The following is a 19,525-nucleotide window of genomic DNA, read 5'->3' as shown; positions in this document are numbered from 1 at the left end:
CTATTTTTTCTTTAAATATTGAACTAAAGAACTTATGTTTTTAAAAATCTCAACTTTAACGCCATGTTTTTTCATAATTATAGCTTGTTGAATAATTGATAGAGTGTTGTTCCAAGCCCAATAAATTACCAATCCAGCTGGAAAACTTGCTAAAGTAAATATAAATACTACTGGCATCCAATTAAAAATAATTGCTTGAGTCTTGTCAGGAGGAGGAGGATTCATTCGCATTTGTAAGAACATGGAAAGGCCCATTATTAATGGCCAAGCACCAATATGAACTATAGCTGGTGCTTCAAAAGGTAAAAGGCCAAATATATTAATAATATTCGTTGGATCAGGAGCAGAAAGATCATGAATCCATCCTATAAATGGAGCATGTCGCATTTCTATAGTAATATAAATGACTTTATAAATCGCAAAAAATACAGGAATTTGAAGTATCATTGGCCAACATCCTGCTAATGGATTTATATTTTCTTTCTTATATAACTCAATAACTGCTTTTTGCAAACCTAAGCGATCATCTTTAAAAATTTCGCGCAATTCATCTATTTTGGGCTGTATATTTTTCATATTTGCCATAGATGCATATTGTTTATTAGCAAGAGGGAAGAAAATAAGTTTAACAATAATAGTTGTTAGCATGATAGCTAAGCCAAAATTCCCTACCAAACGATAGAGATAATCCATCATCATAAACATGGGTTTGGTAATAAAATAGAACCATCCCCAGTCTATCAATCTATCAAAACGCGGGATAAAAAATTCTTTTTCGTATTGATCAATGACAGGAACTTCTTTAGCACCAGCAAACAAGAGATTTTTAATCTGTTCTGACTTTCCAGATTCTATAGTGATTTCAGGACTTTTAAGATCAGCTTGATAGCGAGGTTGTCCATCAGAAAAGAAGGAGAAATGACTTTCAAAGTTTATATCTTTAGATGGAATAAGAATAGATGCCCAATATTTATCTGTAATTCCTAACCAGCCATTTAAAATATGGTGAGTTTCAATAGTATTAGATTTTTTAATATCAGTATATTTCTTTTCTATAAGTGACATATCATCAAGAACACCTATAAATCCTTCATGTAAGACATAAACAGGATTTTCTGTTTTTCCTTCATAACGTGTTATTCTACCATACAAAGATAATTTTATAGGTTCCGCACTGTTATTTGTTATAGTATCAACTATTGTAAACATGTAGTTTTTATCTATAGATATGATACGCTTAAAGGTAGTTCCTTTAGAATTTTTGAAAACAAGTGTTATAGGGGTTGAGGGTGTCAATTTTTTACCGGAAACAAGCTGCCAAACACTATCTGGTCCTGGAACCAGATCTGGGCTTGTTCTTGATAAGTAGCCTATTTCAGAAAAATAACCATTTACATCGTTAGAAGGATTTAAGAGAGTTATAATTGGACTATCTTTGTTTATTCCTACATGATATTCTTTTAGTCCAATGTCATCAAATCGTGCTCCTTTTAAATTAATTGATCCTTTAATAGCAGATGTATCAATATCAACTCGTTGTGAAGTTGCAATAGCCTGTTCACGGCTTGTTGCAAAAACAGCTGGAGACATTTGAGCATGAGACTCTATATCATTTTTTTTGGAATCTTGATCTACTTTTTGAAAAGATTTTTTGGCCTCTTTCATTGCTTCAATACGAGGGTTAACATATAGAAATTGCCATGCGGATACAATCAATACTGATAACATAATCGCTAAAAAATAATTTCCATTTCTTTCCATTAAAACTTCCTTAGGATAGATTTTATTCTGCTGATTGTTAATTAACACGTTCAATAAAATGAGTACAAAGATCTTCAAAAGAAGCAAAAAGGACATCACGCTTAGCAATTATTACATAATCATGTCCAGGTTTCAGTATTTTCTTTGCACTAAGTCGAACCGCTTCTTTCAATCTACGACGAATACGATTACGTCTAACAGCATCACCTTGTTTCTTTGTTACAGTAAAACCTATACGTGGTATTAAAGTAACATCATTGCGATTTAAGACTTCTAAAAGAAAGAGAGGTCCTTTCCTTCTTTCTCCATTTCTTACAACGAGAAATTGTGATCGACTTTTAAGACGACCAACAGGCTTTTTATTATCTTCTTCGCTCATTGTATAAGAGTAAAATCTAAAGCAAACAAAAATTGATTTGAAAACATATTTAGATAAAATCTTCTAAATAACAAATAATGTCTTTAAGCGGATAAACGCTTGCGTCCACGTGCTCTACGAGCAGAAATTACTTTTCGTCCTCCAACTGTAGCCATTCGAGTGCGGAAGCCGTGACGTCTTTTACGTATAACATTTGAGGGATTAAATGTACGTTTCATTATGCTTTATATACCGCAAAAGCGGCCCTTCTTAAAGGTTTTAAATTTTAAAAATGGTCATTTACATTGAATACCACTAAAATGTAGAAATTCAATGAAGATTCAGTGTAAATAAGAAAATTGTTTTAGTCAATTGATTGTCGGCTATTTAAGATTACAAAGAAACAAAAATCAAGGATTTAATTGCATTTCTTTTAACAAATAGAAGGTTTTTATCTTTTAGCTTTCTAAATAAAGATTGTTTTGATCAAATTGAAGCCAGGATTACTTACTTTCAATATTTATAAGATATTTTAGCTTTAATTGCTTCTCTATTATTGTTATAGTTAGTGAAGAGAAAGCTTTCTGTGTCAATAACGAAATTGGTTTCAATAATTCATTATTCTTGAAAAAAATTAAAGGGCGTTTTCTTTCAAGAAGACATAAAGCTGTGATACACAAATATGTCATGTGGTCTACCATTAAAGATGCTACTGCTCATTAAATTGATCATTGTAATCTCTATTACTTTAGGTAATAATTATTTATTATTTGAATGCTGATTTTAAGAATATTTCATCATTCTATAAATAAAAAATTGAATTACTTATAACAGTTTGTATATATCTGTCTAAATTCTTTAAATATATCTTGTAATGATACTGAAACATTGAGCCATTTTAAAAGATGGTATTAAAAATTTTTGTTTTGTGAACTGAAGTAATAAGAATACAAGAGAGAAGGTGATGATAAAGAAACGAGGAATGTTACCAGATAAGGCTATTTGGGGGTTATTAGAGTCAGGAAAAATATTAACTGAAATACCACTGGAGCCTAATCAGGTACAACCAGCTAGCCTTGATTTGAGACTCTCTTCAAAAGCTTATAGAATACGTGCGAGTTTTTTACCGGGCTCTCATACAGTATATGAAAAATTAGATTTGTTTAAGTTGCATGAAATAGATCTTTCGTATGGCGCTGTATTGGAAACAAATTGTATATATATTATACCTTTAATAGAAAGTTTGAGGCTTGGCAGTGAAATTTCAGCGTCTATAAATCCTAAAAGTTCTACAGGTCGACTCGATATATTTACTCGTGTAATAAGTGATAGAAGTCAAGAATTTGATAGAATTCCTGCAGGGTATCATGGGCCTCTTTATTTGGAAATTTCTCCTAGAACATTTCCAGTAATTGTAAGGTTTGGATCACGGTTATCTCAAATTAGATTTCATCAAGATCATAGAATTCTTGATAAAGATGAGTTATTGAAGCTGCAGGCTGATGAAGTTTTGGTTGAAAGCACAAATGTTAATATATCAGAAGGAGGTATTGCTCTTTCTATCGATCTTGAGGGACACAACAAAGAAAGGCATGTAGGATATCGAGGTAAACATCATACAGAAGTTATTGATGTTGATCTCAAGGAAAGCTATAGAATTCAGGATTTTTGGGATCCTCTTTATGTTCATCCAAGGGGTGAGCTGATACTCGATCCAGATGAGTTTTATATTTTAGTTTCAAGAGAAGCAGTACGCATTCCTCCTTTTTATGCTGCTGAGATGAAACCTTATGATCCTCTGATGGGAGAGTTCAGGATACATTATGCTGGTTTTCTAGATCCTGGTTTTGGGTACTCTTTAACAGAAAGAGTCAGCTCTAGGGTTGTGTTGGAAATGCGCTCACATCAAGTTCCTTTTATCCTCGAACATGGTCAAATTGTAGGGCGGCTTATTTATGAAGCCATGTTGGAATCTCCGCAGCATCTTTACGGTGTAAGTTCAGGTTCTTATTACCAGTCACAAAAATTAAAATTGTCAAAGCATTTCAAAGATTAAGGAAATACTTTAGAGTTTTTAAAGCGATCACAATTATTTAAACATATAAAGAAAAAAGTGTAGCTCAATGGTAAATTAGCAACTTTGCGGAAATTATCTTTTCATTAGATTTAAAGCCTTAATTTAATTCCCCCTGCAATAAGAGCTTTTTTCATCACCATTGGTAATGCTTCTTCATTGAGATTTTCTATCGGGCACCACCAGCTTCCTGAAAGAATAATTTTTTGAGGTATATGGGTTTTCCAGACAGATAATGTGAGCTTAAAGTGAGTAAAAATATGCGTTATATTATTACATAAATGCCATTCTGCAAAGAAAGGTGCAGCTTCAGAACTCGTTTCTCCATCATTTTTAGATGTCCAGTTACTTGTTGGAAGTTCAGTCATTCCAGCCAGAAGAGTTCCTGTTGTTCGTTTTCTAAGAAGGATATCATTGTTAGATGTTACTGCTAAAAAAATGGCGCCGACACGTAAAGGTTTCTTTTTCTTTTCAGATTTTACAGGGAAGAATTCAGGTTTTCCTTGAGAGAAAGCTACACAATCTCTTTTGATAGGACATATTGTACATAATGTTTTCTTTGGCATACAAATGAGGGATCCTATATCCATCAGAGCTTGAGAAAAGTCACCTGGTCTAGATTTTGGGAGTATTGTTTGAAGGTGCTTTTTTACTGATCCCTTAGAAGTAGGAGAAGGCTCATTTATTGCAAAAAATCTTGATATGACGCGCTCAATATTGCCATCTATTACAAGTGCTGGATGACCAAAAGCAATAGCTGCAATAGCTGCAGCAGTATACTCTCCTATACCAGGCAGGCATTTTAAAGATACTTCTGTGTCGGGAAATTTTCCTCTGTACTTATCTATTATGATTTCAGCGCATTTTTTTAAATTTCGTGCCCGTGTGTAATAACCAAGTCCTGCCCAAGCAACTAATATTTCTTCATTTGTTGCAGAAGCAAGGTCATTTATTGTGGGCCATTTTTCAATGAATTTTATGAAATAAGGTTTCGCCGTTGTAACGGTTGTTTGCTGTAGCATTATTTCAGAAAGCCATATTTTATAAGGATCAGGAGTTTTTTCTAAGTTAGTATTGCTAGGAGATATCCTCCATGGTAGCTTACGATGATAAATGTCATACCAATTGAGGATATAATTTTGTATTTCTGTACAATTTGATTGTAGCATATACTTTGAGCCTATTTTTTTATTATATAAAAGATTTTAACTTTGAATATTAAAAGCTGTTTTCCTGCCATAAAAAATACCTTAAAAGGGATATCGTGAATATAGTAGCTTATTATATTAACCTAGAAGATTCAAAGGTACGTCGATGTAATATTGAAGAGAATTCGAAGTTGATATCTCTCGAGATTATAAGGATCCCTGCTTTAAATGGATATAGAGTTTCCAGTGAAGAGCGTTATAATTTCAGTTATTGGATATTCTCTCTTATAAATGGTCGCAAATTAATGCCTGGAGAGTATGGTTGTTATTATAGTCATGTTGCAGCCTTAGAGAAATTTGTTTCTGATGGACATGAAGCCGCTCTTATTCTTGAAGATGATGTATTGCTTCCTAAAGATTTGTTGCAACGTTGCAAGTCTATCTTAAAAGCTGTTCCGTACGCTGATGTTATAAAAATACGCAATCACAGAAAGGTAGGCTTTATCCCGGCAACTAAGACTGATATGGGAGATTATTTGGGCTATTGTCTCCATGGACCACATGGTTCTTCTGCTGCATATTTAGTCACTCGAAATAGTGCCATTAAATTGCTGCGGCGTCTTAAGCCAATGTGTTTGCCCTATGATATGATGCTGGAATTAACTTGGTTTTATAGGACAATAGTTTATGTTGTGTATTCTGATTTTATTTTTCCTAGTGAACAGGCAATACATAGCAGGATTTTTGATATTAGTTCTAAACAGAAGTTTTATCCTTTGAAAAGGATTCCAGCATATATTTTTCGAAGTGTTGATGCATTGGCCCGGGTAATATATGCTCTTTTTTTGCCTATAATCCACATAGTTTTAAAAACTTTTACACGAGATCGTTCGGTATAGCAGATAAGAAATTCCATACATGAAACATCTTTCTGAGGTTGCTAACAGTTTAATTGATCCTTTGTTGACTCGTAAAGGAGGAATAGATACATCGTTTATTAGATCATGGGATAATATTATTGGTTCTGATCTTTCGAACTATTGTAGGCCAGAAAAAATAATTTGGTTACATCGAAATCGTGGCAATGAAAGAGTTAGCTTGAATAAGAAATTGAGTGGTGGTATCCTGACCATTTATTGTGAGAGGTCTCGTGTTCTATTTTTGATGCATTCAAAAAAACAAATTATTGAACGTGTTAATGGTTTTTTTGGTTTTCGTGCTATTGACCAGATACGTGTTATACAAAGATCTATATCATCTAATATGTGTAATGTTAATTTTAATTCTTTAGAACCAGAAGTTCTTAAAAATGTTGATAAAAAAACGCAATGTATTAAAGATATAGCTTTAAGAAAGGCATTAATGCGCCTTGGGTATGGTGTTTTTAGAAGTTAAAACTGTTATTTATAAAGGTCGGTTTTCATTCTTGTTATTGAGGTAAATAGCTATATTAATTCTAAGGCTGTTTGAAACTTCAGCATGATTAAAAAGATTTTGATTTGGGGAAGCAATGTTTATTATTCGTATTTTGAGTAAAAAATATCAATTTTTTGCTGGTATAGCTGTTCTTATGATGCTTTTTGGTTGTGGTGATGAAGGAAAAAAAGATAATTCAACTAAGAAAGCTGTTTCAATAACAGTGCCAGAAGCTGATGGTGAAGTATATATTAAGAAATTGCTTGTACCTGGTCCTATGAAAGAAATTTCTATAGGTAATCAAGATTCTCCGGTTAAGATAGTTGAATATGTGTCAATGACATGTGTGCACTGTGCAGATTTTCATAATAGAACTTTGGATTTAATTAAAAAGAAATATATAGATACGGGCAAAGTACTTTTAATTGTAAGAGAATTTCCTTTAGATGTAGTAGCAACAGCTGCATTTATGTTAGCTAGGTGCTTAGAGGATCAAGGGGAAGGGAAATATTTAGCTTTTATTTCTATGCTTTTTAAACAACAAAAAGTTTGGTTAGCATCTGATAATAATCGGGAAGCTTTGTTTAATGTATCTAAAGTAGCTGGTTTTTCTCAGGAAAGTTTTAAGGTTTGTTTAACGAATCAGAAACTTCTTGATAATTTAAATGCTGTTAAAGAGAATGCTGCTAAAAATTTTGGAGTTAATTCTACGCCTACTTTTTTCATTAATGGAAAAAGATACCTTGGAGATATGTCAGAAGGAACATTCTCAGCTATCATTGATAAAATACTTTGATTTCTTACTTTTTAATGGGTTATAACGCATTATATGAATTTTAAGACATATTTACTCATATGATGGGAGTTTTGTGTTTACAATAAAAGCTTTCTAAAGAAGTTAGCTTTAAAAGTTCATTGTTATAATATAATTTATGTAAGTATGCTATGTAAACTTAAATTATTTTAATGAAGTTTTTATTTTGTATAGCATTTCTAAGGCATCTCGAGGTGTCATTTCATCAAGGTTAAGCTGTTGAATGATCTTAAGAATTTTAGAAGATTCGTCTTCTTTTTGATTTAATTTTTTATATTTAAAGAGATGTATATCATCAATAAAATCAGTTCCAGAATATATTTTAGAATATGTTTCTTTAAGTTTTTCTAAGATATGATATGCTCGATCGATTGTTGAAAGTGGTAATCCTGCTAATTTTGCTACCTGTATTCCATAGGAATGGTTAGCGATACCTGGTCCTATCTCATGAAGAAAGATGATATCTCCATTCGATACTTGAACTTTCAATGTAACATTTTTAATTCTTGAGAGCTGTTCTGATATTGTTGTCAGTTCATGGAAATGAGTGGCTAATAGGCCTCGACAAAAGTTAATTTCATGTAAATGTTCTATGGCTGCCCATGCTATAGAAAGGCCATCAAAAGTAGAGGTACCTCGCCCAATTTCATCAAGGATAACAAAGGATCTATCAGTAGCTTGATTAAGAATAGTTGCGGTTTCAATCATTTCTACCATGAAAGTAGATCGTCCACGTGCTAAATCATCAGCTGCACCAACACGAGAGAACAATCTATCAACAATACCAATATGAGCAGAGGTTGCAGGAACATAAGACCCCATCTGTGCCATTATTATGATAAGAGCATTTTGACGAAGAAAAGTAGACTTTCCTCCCATATTAGGTCCTGTAAGCAACCAAATATTGCTGCTATCTTCTCCTAAAGAAGAAGATAGATCGCAGTCATTAGCAATAAATGGCCTCGAGAGTTGGCAATGTAATTTCTGTTCAATAACTGGGTGACGTCCATCTTTGATAATAAATTTTTTCGAATTATCAATCATAGGACGACAATAGTTTTGTTCTTTTGATAATTGAGCGAGTGCTATTGATACATCAATTACAGAAAGCGCATATGCTGCTTCTGTTAAAATATCTGCATTATCAACTATAGATTGAGACAATGTTTCAAATGTTTCTAGTTCAATTGATAAAGCTCTGTCAGCAGCATTTGCGATTTGGCTTTCTAGGTCAGCAAGTTCAAGAGTAGTAAACCGCATGACATTAGCCATTGTTTGACGGTGGATGAATCTGGCTTTAGCTTCTTTTGTAGCTGTTAATGTTTCAGAATGATTTGATGTTATTTCTATAAAATAACCCAATACATTGTTGTATTTAATTTTAAGAGATTTGATAGCTGTTTCTTCTATATATTGTAATTGTAAAGAAGCAATTATACGGCGAGAGGTATCACGCAATAAACGTGCTTGGTCAAGATCAGGATCTGCGCCATCCCGTATAAATCCTCCATCTCGTTTGAGCAGAGGCAAATCATCTGCCATCATTGTAGATAAGGACATCTCAAGAGAGGAAGGCAGCATTTCAAGTGTATGTATTGCATTTTGCAATTCATTAGGAATTTTTATTCCATTAAGAAGATGAGCCGTTGCTTTTCCAGAGTGTATTCCTGTGCGGATAGTTCCAATATCACGAGGGCCTCCTCGTCCAAGTGCTAAACGAGATAATGCGCGTGCTATATCGGAAGAAGAGCTTAAAATTTCTTGTAATTTTGGAATTATTAATGGGTTGTTTAAAAAAAACTCTATAGAATCAAGGCGAATATCAATTTCTTTTGGATCAGTTAATGGAGATGCAAGTCGTTCAGCTAATAGTCGTGATCCGCTTCCTGTTATACAGAAATTAATGGTTTTAAGAAGAGAACCATCCCGAGAGCCGGACAATGTTCTTGTTAATTCTAGATTTGTACGAGTAGCAGGATCAATAAAGAGTGTTGATGAACTTTTTTGATGTTCAGGCTTTTTGAGTACGGGCCGTCTTGAAATTTGTGTTTTTTCAATATAAGCAATAGCAGCTGCAGCTGCAGTGATTTCAGCAATTGAGAAAACCCCGAAGCTATCTAAAGTTTTTACTCCATAATAACTTGCGATACGATCTTGCGCTAAAGCACTATCAAAAAACACAGCTGGTTGTGGCACTACTATACGTCCTAGCGTATCAAAGATAGGTTTAAGTTCGGCGATAGAAAATAAAGTATCAGAAACAATTATTTCATGTGGATCATTTCTTGAAATATCTGCAAGTAAATTTTCTCTGCTTGTCTCAGAAAGTCTAAAAATTCCAGTAGAAATATCAATCCAAGAAATTGCCCAATTACCTCGCACACGTGCTAAGGCCATTAGATAATTAGAATCTGCAGGAGAAAGAAGTTTTTCTTCTGTTAATGTACCGGGGGTTACAAGACGGACTACATCACGACGTACAACTGATTTTGCACCACGTTTTTTGGCTTCTGCAGGATCTTCTGTTTGTTCGCATACAGCAACACGATAACCCAATGTAATAAGTTTTTGTAGATAATCATCAGCAGTATGTACCGGGACACCGCACATGGGAATATCTTGACCCAGATGTTGACCACGTTTTGTTAAAGCAATTCCAAGAGAACGAGAAGCTTCTAAGGCATCATCAAAAAATAGTTCATAAAACTCACCCATCCGATAAAAGAGAAGGCTATCTGGATTAGCAGATTTTATTTCAATGTATTGTTGTATCATCGGAGTAGCTGATACCCGACTTTCCTCTGAATACAAAGACTTGGTTTTAGAACTGTTTTCTAATAAGGGATGTGTTTCATACAATGTTCTATGTCCTTCTTTTTTATCAGTCAAATATTGATATAAAAAAGTTTTTTATAAAATCTTGCAACCCCATGATTTTAATAATAGATTTTTAATTTAATGATTTTATTATATTTATGTGGTAGGTATGGGCGGTGTAGAGCATTTGGCAGGATCTCTCGTTAGTGACTTGTCTGAGCTTTTTCCCCATATGAACAAGAGTTTGCGAGAGAAGCTGGCTATTATGATCGCAACTCTTATCGACACACGCAGTTGCAACACGATGGAATTGGCTTCTCGCTTGTTGGCCGCCGTGTGTAGGCACGGGCAGACCATCGTTGTTAGCCTTGATCAAACGTCACCGGGAGATGATCGTACTATCGGAATGGTCGCTCTAAGACGGTGGCGAATTACGACGTCTCATCCGATGTGCTCAGTGCGGCCTGAAACCAGCACCTCTAAAAATCGTTGGGTGGTAAGCCGCGACAGATATTTTTAAAGACATTGGCTACGTTGGTGGCCACGCCAATGGACGCGCACCACCAGTTTTCCCGCGGCGAGAGCAGGCCATCGGAAGCGGTGGTATGGCTATGCAGGTCATAAATAACGCGTAAGGCTGTCGTCATCGATTGTGCCGTCAAGGGCATGATAACGGTGAGCTGAATTCAACTAGTGGATTTATTTTCATGAGTTCATTCATTATGGTTGACTTTTTATCTCTTAAGTAGTACTAGAACGATGTTCAACAACGACCTTTGAGACGCGCAAAATGATGACCTTTCCAACCGTAATGCTTCGCCGGTGGCGCACCTCCCTTTAGCAGTTTTTTTATAGGCGACAATCAGGAAAACAGATAATGCCAACCAGTCAGTACCAGATAGAATTGCTGCACGCGCAGGCCCCTTACCGCCCCGACTCGACGGTCATGTTCAATCAGTTATGCGGCCCGCGGCCCGCGACGCTATTGCTGGAATTGGCCGAGATCGATAAGAAGCATGATCTGGAAAGCATGATGGTGGTGGATAGCGCGCTGCGTATCACCGCCCTTGGCCAGACTGTCACGCTACAGGCGCTGAGCGCCAACGGCGCTGCGCTGTTGCTGCTATTGGATGCCGCCTTACCCGAAGAGGTCACGATCGTCGCCCATCCCTACGGCCGTGAATTAACCTTTCCGCCGTCGGTACAAGACGTGGATGAGGATGCCCGCCTGCGCTCGCTGTCGGTATTCGATTGTCTGCGCCTGCTTTTGACACTGGTCGGTCAGCCGCCGGACGCGCCGAAAGCGATGTTTGTCGGCGGACTGTTCGCCTATGATCTTGTTGCAGGCTTTGAATCTCTGCCGCCGCTGCGTCCAGGACAGCACTGCCCCGATTACTGCTTCTATCTGGCGGAAACGCTGTTGATCCTTGATCATCAGCAACAAACCTGCGAACTGCAATGCAGCTTGTTCAGCCACAGTCCGTCGGAGAAGCAGCGGTTGCAGCACCGCCTTGAGCAGTTGCAATATCAGCTCACCCAAGCGCCGGAGCCCATTCCGCATCAGGTTATCGACACCATGACATTGACCTGCAGCCAGAGCGACGAAGAGTACGGCCAGGTCGTGCGCCGGATGCAGCAGGCGATCCGCGAAGGGGAAAGTTTCCAGGTCGTGCCTTCCCGGCGCTTCTCACTCCCCTGTCCTTCGGTGCTCGCCGCCTACCATACGTTGAAGAAAAGCAATCCCAGCCCGTATATGTTTTTTATGCAGGATAATGAGTTCACCCTGTTTGGCGCTTCGCCGGAAAGCTCGCTGAAATACGCCCCTGATACCAGACAGATTGAAATCTACCCCATCGCCGGCACTCGGCCGCGCGGACGGCGCGCCGACGGCACATTGGATGCCGATCTCGACAGCCGCATTGAACTGGAAATGCGCGCCGATCATAAAGAACTGGCCGAACACTTAATGCTGGTGGATTTGGCGCGCAACGATCTAGCGCGTATTTGCGAGCCGGGCACCCGTTATGTAGCCGATCTGACCAAAGTTGATCGTTACTCCTTCGTGATGCATTTAGTATCGCGGGTTGTTGGCCAGCTGCGCGCCGATCTTGACGTACTGCACGCCTACCGCGCTTGTATGAATATGGGCACCTTGAGTGGGGTTCCGAAAGTCCGCGCCATGCAGCTTATCGCCGAGGCAGAAGGCGAACGCCGCGGCAGCTACGGCGGTGCGATTGGCTATTTTACCGCCGCCGGCGCGCTTGATACCTGCATTGTTATCCGTTCCGCCTACGTCGAAGATGGCATCGCCACGGTGCAGGCCGGCGGAGGTGTGGTACTGGATTCCGTTCCACAGGAAGAAGCCGACGAAAGCCGCAACAAAGCGCGTGCCGTTTTGCGCGCCATTGCTACCGCCCACGAAGCAAAGGAGCTGTTCTGATGGCCGACATCCTGTTACTCGATAATATCGACTCGTTTACCTATAACCTGGTGGATCAGCTGCGTGCCAATGGTCACCGGGTAGTGATTTACCGCAACCGGCTACCGGCTGCGCTCATCACGCGGGTGCTGTCCGAAATGGAAAACCCGATCCTGATGCTCTCGCCAGGTCCCGGTGTGCCGGCCCAGGCAGGCTGCATGCCGGCATTGCTCACGACGCTGCGCGGCCGGTTACCCATCATCGGCATTTGCCTGGGCCATCAGGCGATTGTGGAAGCTTACGGCGGCCACGTCGGTCAGGCGGGTGAGATTTTGCACGGTAAGGCCTCGCCCATCCGCCACGATAACCAGGGCATGTTCGCCGGCCTGCCGAACCCGCTGCCGGTGGCGCGCTATCATTCTCTGGTCGGGAGTCAAGTGCCGGCAACGCTCACGGTCAACGCCCACTTTAACGACATGGTGATGGCGGTACGCAATGATGCCGATCGGATCTGCGGCTTTCAGTTCCACCCTGAATCCATTTTAACCACTAAGGGAGCACATTTGTTAAACCAGACGCTCGCCTGGGCACTGGCGTAATCAGAAGGACTTTTTCATGCAAGCGATGCTGGAACATCTCTATCAGGGCGGGCGTATCAGCCGTGAACAAAGCCAGCAGCTGTTCGGGGCCATCATTCAGGGGCAACTGGCTCCAGAACAGCTGGCGGCCGTGCTTATCAGCATGAAGGTGCGCGGCGAATACCCCGAGGAAATCGCCGGTGCTGCCAGCGCGCTATTGGCCGACGCCAGACCGTTTCCGCGTCCTGATTATGCTTTTGCTGATATCGTCGGTATCGGCGGCGACGGCAGCAATAGCATCAACATTTCTACTGCCAACGCTATCGTCGCCGCCGGCTGCAGCGCCCGGGTGGCCAAACACGTCAACCACAACGTTTCAAGCCGCTCAGGCTCTTCGGACCTGCTGTCGGCGTTCGGTGTCCGGCTGGATATGCCGGCTGAACTGTCGCGCCAGGCGTTGGATGAACTGGGCATCTGCTTCCTGTTCGCCCCGCATTACCATTCCGGCTTTCGCCACGCGATGCTGGTGCGGAAACTGTTGAAAACCCGTACCCTGTTTAATGTACTGGGTCCGCTAATCAATCCTGCCCGACCGCCGTTGGCGCTGATTGGCGTCTACAGCCCGAAACTCGTGCTGCCAATTGCCGAGACGATGTGCGTGTTGGGCTATCAACGCGTCGCGGTGGTACACAGCGGCGGCATGGATGAAGTCGCCTTGCATGCGCCGACGCACGTGGCAGAGCTGCGCGAGGGGAAGATTGAGAACTATACCCTGAACGCGGCGGATTTCGGCCTGTCGGCTCAGCCAGCAGAGGCGCTTCGGGGGGGATCGCCGGAAGAAAACCGTGACATTTTGGCGCGTTTGTTACAAGGTAAAGGTGAACACGCGCATAAATCCGTTGTCGCTGCCAACGTGGCTCTGCTGCTCAAATTGTTCGGACAGGAAAATCTCCGTGACAACACCCATCGGGCGCTGGAGGAAATTCACAGCGGTGCTCCCTATGAGCGCGTGATGGCACTGGTAACAAGAGGATAAGAAAGTCATGCAGGACACTGTACTTGCGAAAATCGTCGCAGATAAATATGAATGGGTTTCCGAGTACCAACGGCTGAAGCCGTTGGACAGTTTCCGCCATCAGCTGCAGCCCAGCACACGAAGTTTTTATCATGCGGTGTCCGGTACCCGCACGGCATTTATACTGGAATGCAAAAAGGCATCGCCGTACCAAGGATTTATTCGCGACGATTTCGACCCGGTCGCCATCGCGGGCGTTTACAGGCATTATGCTTCCGCGATTGCGGTACTGACCGACGAGAAATATTTTCAAGGCAGCTTTGATTATCTGCCCGAAGTGAGCCGCTCGGTGAGCCAGCCGGTATTATGCAAAGATTTTATTTTCAACCCCTGGCAGATTTACTTCGCGCGCCTACACCAGGCAGACGCTGTTCTACTGATGTTGTCCATCCTCGACGACGATACCTACCGCGCGTTGGCGGCGGTGGCCCACAGCCTGAATATGGGCGTGTTGACCGAAATCATCAGCGATGAAGAGCGCGAGCGCGCCATTGCGCTGGGCGCGAAAATCGTGGGCATCAACAACCGCGACCTGTGCGATTTGTCGATTGATTTGAACCGCACCCGCACGCTCGGTCCGCGGCTGCCGGCGGACGTGACGGTCATCAGCGAATCCGGTATTAAAAGCTATCGCCAACTGCGCGAGCTCAACCACTACGCCAACGGCTTCCTGATTGGCAGCGCGCTAATGTCTGAACCCGATCTGACGATAGCGGTGCGTCGGGTCCTGCTGGGTGAAAACAAAGTGTGCGGACTTACCCGCGCCGTCGATGCGCGCGCTGCTCTGGAAGCGGGCGCGATTTACGGTGGGCTGATTTTTGTCCCCGGCTCCCCGCGGTGTGTGGATATCGACACCGCCCGCACCGTGATGGCCGGCGCTGCGCTGCTCTATGTTGGCGTGTTTTGCGATGCGCCGGTAGAAGACGTCGCTGCGGCCGCCAGCGTGCTATCGCTGGCGGCAGTCCAACTGCACGGTGACGAAGATCAGAGCTATATCGATGCGCTGCGCCATGCCCTGCCGCTCGAGTGCCGCATCTGGAAGGCGCTGGATATGTGCCAGGCCCTTCTTCCGCGCGATCTGACCCAGGTCGATCGCTACGTTCTGGACAACGGCAGCGGCAGCGGCAAACCTTTCAACTGGTCGCTGTTAAACGGAGCCACGTTGGATAACGTCATACTGGCGGGCGGCCTGGCGGCGGACAACTGCTTAGCGGCAGCCCATATTGGTTGTTCTGGACTGGACTTCAACTCCGGTGTGGAAAGCGCGCCGGGTATTAAAGATCATCATAAACTGGCTACGGTATTTCAGACGCTACGCGCCTATTAACCTTCAGCCTGACACCGTGAGAGATAATCAAGCATGACACGACTTAATCCCTATTTTGGCGAGTTTGGCGGCATGTATGTGCCGCAAATCCTGATGCCTGCGCTGATTCAGCTGGAAGACGCGTTCGTCAGCACCCAGAGCGATCCGGTGTTTCAGGCCGAATTCATAGATTTGCTGACAAACTACGCCGGCCGGCCGACCCCGCTCACGCTGTGCCGCAACCTGACCGCGGGCACTCAGACCAAACTTTATCTCAAACGTGAAGACCTGCTGCACGGCGGTGCCCATAAAACTAATCAAGTGCTGGGGCAGGTGCTGCTGGCCAAACGGATGGGCAAAACTGAAATCATCGCCGAAACCGGTGCCGGTCAGCACGGCGTGGCTTCCGCCCTGTCCTCCACATTGCTGGGGCTGAAATGCCGTATTTATATGGGCGCTAAAGACATCGAACGCCAGTCGCTCAATGTTTTTCGCATGCGGTTGATGGGCGCCGAGGTCATTCCGGTGCACAGTGGCTCCTCAACCTTAAAAGACGCCTGCAACTAAGTGTTACGCGACTGGTCCGATAGTTATGAACACGCTCACTACATGCTCGGCACCGCTGCCGGCCCGCATCCGTTCCCGACCATCGTGCGCGAATTCCAGCGTATGATCGGCGAGGAAACGCGCGCGCAGTTGTACGAGCACGAGCAGCGCCTGCCGGATGCGGTTATCGCCTGCGTCGGCGGCGGCTCCAACGCCATCGGCATGTTCGCCGATTTCATTGATGAACAGGCAGTTCGACTGATAGGCGTAGAGCCGGGCGGCTTGGGTATCGAAACCGGAAAGCATGGGGCGTCGTTGAAACATGGCCGCACCGGCATCTATTTCGGCATGAAGTCGCCGATGATGCAATCCGCCGAAGGGCAAATTGAGGAATCCTACTCCATATCGGCCTGCCTGGATTTCCCCTCGGTGGGTCCGCAGCACGCCTACCTTGATAGCATAGGCCGGGCGGAGTACGTATCGGTTACCGACGAAGAAGCCCTGGATGCCTTCCGTCGCCTTTCCCGTCATGAGGGAATTATTCCGGCGCTGGAATCGTCCCACGCGCTGGCCCACGCGCTGAGAATGATACAAGCGGAACCGGAGAAGGAGCAGATCCTGGTAGTCAACCTGTCCGGCCGCGGCGATAAAGATATTTTCACCGTTCATGATATTCTGAAGGCGCGAGGAGACATTTAATGGAACGCTATCAGCAATTATTCAGCCAGCTGGCGGCGCGCCATGAAGGCGCATTTGTACCTTTTGTGACGCTTGGCGATCCCAAGCCCACCCTCTCGCTACGCATTATCGATACGCTCATTGACGCCGGCGCCGATGCACTGGAGCTGGGCATCCCTTTCTCCGACCCGCTGGCCGACGGCCCCACCATCCAGAACGCCAATCTGCGTGCGTTTTCCTCCGGCGTTACGCCGGCGCACTGTTTTGAAATGCTGGCAACGATTCGCCAAAAGTATCCCGCCATACCGATTGGTCTGTTGATGTATGCCAATCTGGTCTACAACGAGGGGATAGATGCCTTTTATGCCCACTGCGCCGAGGTTGGCGTCGACTCGGTGCTGGTGGCGGATGTGCCGCTGCAAGAAAGTCTGCCGTTTCGCCAGGCCGCCCTGCGCCATAACGTGGCTCCTATTTTCATCTGCCCGCCCAACGCTGATGATGCTTTGCTGCGCGAAATCGCCTCACACGGCCGGGGATATACCTATCTGCTCGCGCGCGCCGGCGTTACTGGTAGCGAGAAACGCGCAAACACCCCGCTCAAGCATCTGATCGATACCCTGAAGGAGTACCATGCCGCACCAACATTACAGGGATTTGGCATCTCCGAACCCGGTCAGGTCCGTACCGCGCTCCAGGCCGGCACGGCCGGCGCTATTTCCGGATCGGCTATTGTGCGTATTATCGAAAAGAATGAGGATAATCCGGCCGTGATGTTGGAACAGCTGGCGCAATTTGTGCGCGAACTCAAGTCCGCGACCCGCAGCTGATTGGCGCAAACGCAATTTATCATTAACACTTTCAATGCCGGTTATCCGCAAGGAGCTTGCAAAGAAAACAGCACTTCTAAAAATCGTGGGGGTGGTAAGTTATAAAATAAAGCGAAATTGATGTGTTTCATACAATTTTCTATTCTAAAGGATAGAGTTCTTCAAAGAAAAATATCTTCTTCTCTAAAATTACAGGCATTTCGTCTAGTATTTTTCTAAGAAGAATTCATTTTATTGTAGATTGCAAGAAACTCATCGAATGCTATGCTGCATGCACCAAGAGTAATATATGCATCGGCAAGGTTGAAAACAGCAAAAGACCATGTTTGAGTATGGATCATTATGTAATCTATAACATGACCGTATAAAAATTGATCTGCTAAATTGCTTATAGCTCCAGTAGATATCAACATATAGCCCACGTTTATTAGTAAGCGATTGCTTTTTGTCTGTTCCCATATCAAAAAAACACCAGAAATAATAATAATACGCATACTTATAATAAACCAAGGTTTCATATCCATAAGCATTGAGAACGCAATGCCAGTATTATATGTACGGTATAGAGAAAAGAACGGCAGAACATAAATAGGTTGATGTAATGGTATAGATGAATCAACTATAATTTTAATAGTTTGATCAATAATAATAAATATCACGCAGAATGTAAGAAATTTTATGTGACGATAATGTGAAATAATCATACGGGAAACTTATTAATGCGTTTCTAAAAAAAGAAGATGACGGCGAATCTCAAATAACATAATTCCTGTAGCAATAGATACATTTAGGGAATCAGCTGTTCCAGCTTGTGGAATACGAACAAGTTTATCAACTATGGATAAAAATGTGTTTGATAATCCAGATTTTTCATTTCCCATGAGTAATATAATGGATTTTCCAGGATATTCTACTGTGCGATAATCAATAGAGGCTTGTAAATGTGTTGCTATTATAAAAGCTTGAGATTTTTTTACCCAAGAAATAAATTCATCAATATTAGAGTATACAATTGGTACTTTAAAAATTGATCCCATCGTAGCACGTACTGTTTCTATTCCGTAAGGGTCAGTTGTCTCACCGATAAGAATAACTCCAGAAGCCCCAGAAGCATCAATAGTACGGATAATAGTCCCAAGATTACCAGGATCACGTATACGATCAAGTGCAACCCAAGTTTCGTCTCCTTTGATTGTAATATTTTGTAAAGGAATCAAGCGTTGAGTAAAAATTCCTAAAACATTTTGAGGGTTATCTCTTCTGCTTAAAGATGACATAATTTTTTCACTAACTTCTATAATTAGCAATTCTGATGTTATTGCTTGTATAGTCGTTTGGAGTAGTTCAGAGTTTTCTTTCATTGATTTTGTGTAGACTAGCATAGTAGCTGACCAACCAAGGTTGATTGCATCAATGATAAGTTTCAATCCTTCAGCTATAAAAACTCCTGCTTTTTTGCGTTCTTTCTTTCGTGTTAACGCTCTTATGTTCTTTATAAGAGGATTAGACACACTATTAATATTTTTAATTTTTACTTTTTTTAGATAAAATTTATTCAAAACATTTCTCAATAGTATTATCTGGTTTAAAAAGATATATAAACTTATAACAAATTAATTGTTTTTATATTCTCTTAAAAGCAATTTTCTTGTTTCAAAAGTGTTTTTATTATAGATCATTCTTGAAGGTATGGGGAGGGGACTCATCA

16 protein-coding genes and 1 pseudogene are annotated in these 19,525 nt (G+C 42.1%); 10 read left to right on the top strand and 7 right to left on the bottom strand.

The window, feature by feature from the left end; all coding sequences use genetic code 11:
• The 3 genes from yidC to rpmH all read right to left on the bottom strand — a co-directional run bounded on the left by yidC (window position 1) and on the right by rpmH (window position 2,358).
• Window positions 1–1,761 carry a membrane protein insertase YidC gene (gene yidC, locus B488_RS06430; protein WP_015273738.1) on the bottom strand — a complete coding sequence of 587 codons (1,761 nt, stop codon included), beginning with the start codon at window positions 1,759–1,761 and terminating at the stop codon, window positions 1–3.
• A 37-nt stretch (window positions 1,762–1,798) separates the two neighbouring features.
• Window positions 1,799–2,140: a ribonuclease P protein component gene (gene rnpA / locus B488_RS06425; protein ID WP_015273737.1), complete on the bottom strand. Its 342-nt coding sequence runs from the start codon at window positions 2,138–2,140 to the stop codon at window positions 1,799–1,801.
• An 83-nt stretch (window positions 2,141–2,223) separates the two neighbouring features.
• Window positions 2,224–2,358: a 50S ribosomal protein L34 gene (rpmH, locus tag B488_RS06420; RefSeq protein ID WP_015273736.1), complete on the bottom strand. Its 135-nt coding sequence runs from the start codon at window positions 2,356–2,358 to the stop codon at window positions 2,224–2,226.
• Between the two features lie 725 nt (window positions 2,359–3,083).
• Here rpmH and B488_RS06415 point away from each other — a divergent pair.
• Entirely contained in the window at window positions 3,084–4,175 is a 1,092-nt protein-coding gene (locus B488_RS06415; RefSeq protein WP_041770815.1) for a 2'-deoxycytidine 5'-triphosphate deaminase, read from the top strand.
• A gap of 110 nt (window positions 4,176–4,285) precedes the next feature.
• Here the strand turns inward: B488_RS06415 and mutY are convergent, their stop codons facing one another.
• Entirely contained in the window at window positions 4,286–5,362 is a 1,077-nt protein-coding gene (gene mutY, locus B488_RS06410) for an A/G-specific adenine glycosylase (protein ID WP_015273734.1), read from the bottom strand.
• Window positions 5,363–5,457: 95 nt separating this feature from the next.
• Between mutY and B488_RS06405 the strand changes: the two genes are divergently transcribed.
• From B488_RS06405 to B488_RS06395, 3 genes are all read left to right on the top strand, one after another.
• Window positions 5,458–6,240 carry a glycosyltransferase family 25 protein gene (locus B488_RS06405; RefSeq protein ID WP_015273733.1) on the top strand — a complete coding sequence of 261 codons (783 nt, stop codon included), beginning with the start codon at window positions 5,458–5,460 and terminating at the stop codon, window positions 6,238–6,240.
• 19 nt (window positions 6,241–6,259) lie between these two features.
• A complete protein-coding gene (locus B488_RS06400; RefSeq protein ID WP_015273732.1) occupies window positions 6,260–6,736 on the top strand; it encodes a DUF721 domain-containing protein in 477 nt (158 codons plus the stop codon).
• Between the two features lie 115 nt (window positions 6,737–6,851).
• Entirely contained in the window at window positions 6,852–7,553 is a 702-nt protein-coding gene (locus B488_RS06395) for a DsbA family protein (RefSeq protein WP_015273731.1), read from the top strand.
• Between the two features lie 162 nt (window positions 7,554–7,715).
• On the opposite strand, the gene mutS is transcribed toward B488_RS06395, so the two are convergent.
• Entirely contained in the window at window positions 7,716–10,430 is a 2,715-nt protein-coding gene (mutS, locus tag B488_RS06390; protein WP_015273730.1) for a DNA mismatch repair protein MutS, read from the bottom strand.
• Between the two features lie 835 nt (window positions 10,431–11,265).
• Between mutS and B488_RS06385 the strand changes: the two genes are divergently transcribed.
• The 6 genes and pseudogenes from B488_RS06385 (at window position 11,266) to trpA (ending at window position 17,817) form a co-directional block, all read left to right on the top strand.
• Window positions 11,266–12,828, top strand: coding sequence for an anthranilate synthase component 1 (locus B488_RS06385; protein ID WP_015273729.1), 1,563 nt, complete (start codon window positions 11,266–11,268; stop codon window positions 12,826–12,828).
• A complete protein-coding gene (locus tag B488_RS06380) occupies window positions 12,828–13,406 on the top strand; it encodes a glutamine amidotransferase-related protein (RefSeq protein ID WP_015273728.1) in 579 nt (192 codons plus the stop codon). Before B488_RS06385 ends, B488_RS06380 begins: the two co-directional genes overlap by 1 nt.
• 16 nt (window positions 13,407–13,422) lie before the next feature.
• A complete protein-coding gene (gene trpD, locus B488_RS06375) occupies window positions 13,423–14,421 on the top strand; it encodes an anthranilate phosphoribosyltransferase (protein WP_015273727.1) in 999 nt (332 codons plus the stop codon).
• 7 nt (window positions 14,422–14,428) lie between these two features.
• Window positions 14,429–15,787, top strand: coding sequence for a bifunctional indole-3-glycerol-phosphate synthase TrpC/phosphoribosylanthranilate isomerase TrpF (trpCF, locus tag B488_RS06370; protein WP_015273726.1), 1,359 nt, complete (start codon window positions 14,429–14,431; stop codon window positions 15,785–15,787).
• A 33-nt stretch (window positions 15,788–15,820) separates the two neighbouring features.
• Window positions 15,821–17,011, top strand: a pseudogene (gene trpB / locus B488_RS06365) (tryptophan synthase subunit beta).
• Window positions 17,011–17,817, top strand: coding sequence for a tryptophan synthase subunit alpha (gene trpA, locus B488_RS06360; protein WP_015273724.1), 807 nt, complete (start codon window positions 17,011–17,013; stop codon window positions 17,815–17,817). The pseudogene trpB and the gene trpA overlap by 1 nt, the downstream one beginning before the upstream one ends.
• A gap of 215 nt (window positions 17,818–18,032) precedes the next feature.
• On the opposite strand, the gene lspA is transcribed toward trpA, so the two are convergent.
• Window positions 18,033–18,521, bottom strand: a complete 489-nt coding sequence (gene lspA / locus B488_RS06355) for a signal peptidase II (RefSeq protein ID WP_041770812.1) — start codon at window positions 18,519–18,521, stop codon at window positions 18,033–18,035.
• A 12-nt stretch (window positions 18,522–18,533) separates the two neighbouring features.
• Window positions 18,534–19,376 (bottom strand): TrmH family RNA methyltransferase, encoded by an 843-nt coding sequence (locus tag B488_RS06350; RefSeq protein ID WP_015273722.1) that lies wholly within the window; start codon window positions 19,374–19,376, stop codon window positions 18,534–18,536.
• Between the last annotated feature and the right edge of the window lie 149 nt (window positions 19,377–19,525).

Origin of the sequence: Liberibacter crescens BT-1, from assembly GCF_000325745.1 — a bacterium.
GTDB classification, from domain to species: Bacteria; Pseudomonadota; Alphaproteobacteria; order Rhizobiales; family Rhizobiaceae; genus Liberibacter; species Liberibacter crescens.
This window is presented reverse-complemented; position numbering and strand designations above follow the sequence as displayed.